A 3,748-nucleotide genomic window follows, 5' to 3' on the forward strand; every position below is an offset into this window, starting at 1 on the left:
TATAGAAGCATATGCTCTGTTAGACAGATTATTATATGTTTTAAGGTTGGGATAATAATTAGGCTATCGGATTAAGCCTCGTTGCGTTTTTGTTACTTTAGACCAAAGACGGCAGCAAGTGATTTTTTTGCATTTGATGTTTTGTAATGCTTTTCAATGTTTTGTGTGGTCGCATCATCCATTACAGCAAGAGCCTTGATCATTTGTTCTCTGGATATGCCGACATATTTCATGGTCGTTTCTATGCTTTCATGCCCGAGCAACCGTTGAATTTGTGCAATATTCACACCGTCCTCCAGCCAATGGGTTGCTCTTGCATGTCGCAGATTGTGGCAATGGAAACTATTAGCCACCATCGGAGATTTGGAAGCATACAATTTAAGACGTTTGGATACTGCTTCCTGACATAACTTCGTATCTCTTCGTCCGTTGATTGGAAAGAATAGGAAATCTGACAGAATGGGAGCTTTTCCATGAAACACAGCCACATAATGCCCGAGGATTTTGGCAACGCTTTTCAAAAGATATATGCAGCGGTGTTTGTTTCCTTTCCCTATCACTTTTATACAGGGATTTTGACAACCAAGGGTTATGTCGGAGATTCTCAGTGACAAGACTTCATCTACACGTGTCGCAGTGCTGTACATGGTATTGAATAGAGCAAAATCTCTCTTGCCTGTCATGGATACTGTATCTATTGATGCGAACAGAGCTTTTATTGTTTCTCTCGATATGACCTCCGGTAGTTTCTTTACCGGACGCATTCTTTTTATGGATGTGATGGCACATCCATATTTTATGAACGCAACGTTTTTTCTCGATAAAAATCCGACAAAGCTTCGCAAAGCAGCCATGCGTAAATTACAAGTTGATGGGGCGCAACCTTTTGTTTCTTTCATCCATGCAAGCCAATTCTCGATTGTGTCCACGCAGAAACAGTCGCTGATAAGTGTTTCACGTCTTACTCCCAGCGCAGATTCCAGATAATCAAGGAACAGTCCAAGTCCAGTTCTGTATGATTTGATTGCATTCTCGCTCAAGTTTCTCACTTCTGTGAGATAGTGCCCTTGCCATTCATTAATGGCTTCTCCCACCATTATATGTTCTCTAATTTCCTTAGTCATTTTCAAAGTATTTGCTTAGTTCCAGTAGTAGTTCGTCGTAGCTGGAGCCAGTAACAGACTCAAGCTTTTCCGAAAACAACGGAACGAGTTTATAATAGTATATAGTGTTCTGTAAATATCTATGCCCCATAGACCTGCTGAGACACACCAACCTCCTGTCCCAATCAGAGATTGATTCATCACCGCACCATTTGTTGATGTTTGTTACAGCGTAGTTACTTCGCAGGTCATAGGCTCGGGCGTAATCACTGCTGACTCGCTTCCATAGTTTTTTGAAGTTGGAACTTACCCAAGCATCGGAATACGGTCTATCATATTCATTGGGGAAGAATGTTTTTCTTCCGGGCATTATCCTATCTATTTTTATGTCGTACATTTCCAAAGCCTGCCTCATGGATTCGTGCAGTGCTACACGATGCTCATCCTGACCTTTTGTTTGACAGATGGTGATAATGCCTGATTTCAGATCAACATTGCAACATTCAAGAAGACGCACCTCTGTGGTTCGCATTCCAGAACTGTACAGAAGCCGGAAGAAAGCCGGAAGTTCAAGCCGAATCAGGGATGCTCGGATATCACGGCATGTTTCTGAGGGTGTGAACGAGTCTGCCTCCGCAAAGAATGCGGTCAGTTCTTCTTGTGTGAACGGATGCGGGATATATGTACAACGATTGGCTCGGGGTGTGGCCTGGGGTAATTGCAGTGCTGTAAACTCTCTGCCATTGGTAAATCTGATAAACTCACGAACGGCTCCGACCCTGTTGTTGCGGCTTTTTGCAGACTCTTGTTCTCCGCGTTTACAAAAGTCATCAAGAATGGAGATGGTCAACTCGTAAGCTTCTGGATATTTTGATGCGCAGAACTCGTTAAACCGTCTGAGCCTCTCCATTGTGCGGCTGTTGAGTCTGCCCGATGCCTCTATATGGGATTGGTAAGCTTCAAGCATCCCGGATATGACACTTGAACGGAATGGCTGGTCACATATTTTGGGACATCCCGGCTTGCATACATAATCGGGATTTGGTGGATATGACGGCAACGTGAACCGTACACCTTTTACTGTGGTAATATGACGGACCAACCTTCTTATGATTATGCACCTGGCCCTAAGGGTATAATACTTTTCAGTATCGCGCCAATGACTCCATTCGGTTATCAGTACGTCGTTCATTACACCGCCGTGTGATTCACAATGGCATAAAAAAGATTTTAGATATATTCCCGTTGCATAATCCAATAACCCTTTTTCAGTCAAGTGATTTGTATATGCATCAATAATATCCTTAATGTTATTCAGTTCTGTCATTTGTATAGGCTTTTAGGTAATGGATATTTCTCTATGCTGAGCCCCAGTTCCCGAAGATGTGTGATGTCTGAGTCAACATATGCCTCGACAGCCTGAGGACATGTGTGTCCGAGAATGCCACTGATTACCACGGATTCAATACCGGCACCGAGAAGCTGAGTAGCAAGATTGTGACGGAACACCCCGATTCCACGATGACTTTCACCGGGACGAAGCCCAAGTTTGTCAAAGACTCCGGATATTATAGTTCCAATACTTTTGTAGGAAAGCCGTTTCCCCAGCTGCACTTTACTTGGAAAAACGTACATTGAGCGGTCTTCCACATTTCTTTCGTTCAGGATATATTTCAACAGAGCGTTACCGACATTGGTTGACAAAGGCAAGACAAGAGGCTGTCCGGTCTTTATCTGTATCAGCCTGATTTCCTCATTCTCCCAGTCAATATCCCCGGCTTTGAGGTTTACAATATCACATCCACGTATACCGGTGTACAAGGCCAAAGCAACTATTGCCTTCTCCCTTAGGGTCATTCGATTATCAGATGAATCGGACAGACAGGCTTTGATTGTTTTTACTTCATTGTCTTGGAGATTGTTGTAAGCTCTTTTCTTGGATTTCATTTTCGGCAATAATGAGATAATTCGGGGGATGTCTGGCGACAGTTCCCGTATTTTATCCAACGCAAGTCTGAGGTGTGACTGTGTATGCTTCGAACCCTTGCGCTTTCCTGTCATGAAAAAATTTAGAACCAATTTGTCTGTTATATTATCTAATATTACTGCTCCCGCTGTCTGCATCTCTAATAGGAATAATGCCAACGTGGTGTATATGGCAGAATTGGGAAGATCGTCTTCGGTCTTGTTCGTTCGATTCTGGAGTTCATCCATCAGAAGCTTGTAACCAGGGTTAAGCAGTTTGTAATTGGATGAGAAAAGTAGTTTTGCACATGGTCGCCCGTTCGGAAGATGACCGTATTCCTCAAAGGCTCTTACCGTATTGAGGTACATTTTCTTAAGTCCTAACGTAAGCCTTGTGTATCTTTGGCTATTCAGGATGTGTTCCCAATAATCCTCATAGGATAGGAATTGTGAACTTTCGTCTAACAGTGTACCAAGAATTATCTTCACCTCCTTGATATATACTCTGTTGTAGTTGCGGTTCTCCAGATGGTCAAGCAACTTTCGATGGGTAAATTTTAATCGTTCTATATCCATATATGTATATTTCGGCTTTAGTGCCAACACAAATATAGACATGAAATTATTATCCCAACCTTAAAACATATAATAATCTGTCTAACAGAGCATATGCTTCTATT

Annotated in this window: 3 protein-coding genes; all 3 read right to left on the minus strand. The window is 42.5% G+C overall.

Going from position 1 to position 3,748, the window contains the following annotated elements; genetic code table 11:
• Window positions 1-92: 92 nt before the first annotated feature.
• The 3 genes from BN161_RS27620 to BN161_RS27630 are packed head-to-tail and all read right to left on the minus strand — an operon-like array spanning window position 93 to window position 3,644.
• On the minus strand, window positions 93-1,124 hold the full coding sequence (locus BN161_RS27620; RefSeq protein WP_044272500.1) for a tyrosine-type recombinase/integrase: 1,032 nt from the start codon (window positions 1,122-1,124) through the stop codon (window positions 93-95).
• Window positions 1,117-2,430, minus strand: coding sequence for a tyrosine-type recombinase/integrase (locus BN161_RS27625; RefSeq protein WP_052356437.1), 1,314 nt, complete (start codon window positions 2,428-2,430; stop codon window positions 1,117-1,119). Before BN161_RS27625 ends, BN161_RS27620 begins: the two co-directional genes overlap by 8 nt.
• On the minus strand, window positions 2,427-3,644 hold the full coding sequence (locus BN161_RS27630; RefSeq protein ID WP_044272506.1) for a tyrosine-type recombinase/integrase: 1,218 nt from the start codon (window positions 3,642-3,644) through the stop codon (window positions 2,427-2,429). Before BN161_RS27630 ends, BN161_RS27625 begins: the two co-directional genes overlap by 4 nt.
• Window positions 3,645-3,748: the final 104 nt, after the last annotated feature.

Origin of the sequence: Bacteroides timonensis (genome assembly GCF_000513195.1) — a bacterium.
Lineage (GTDB): Bacteria > Bacteroidota > Bacteroidia > Bacteroidales > Bacteroidaceae > Bacteroides > Bacteroides timonensis.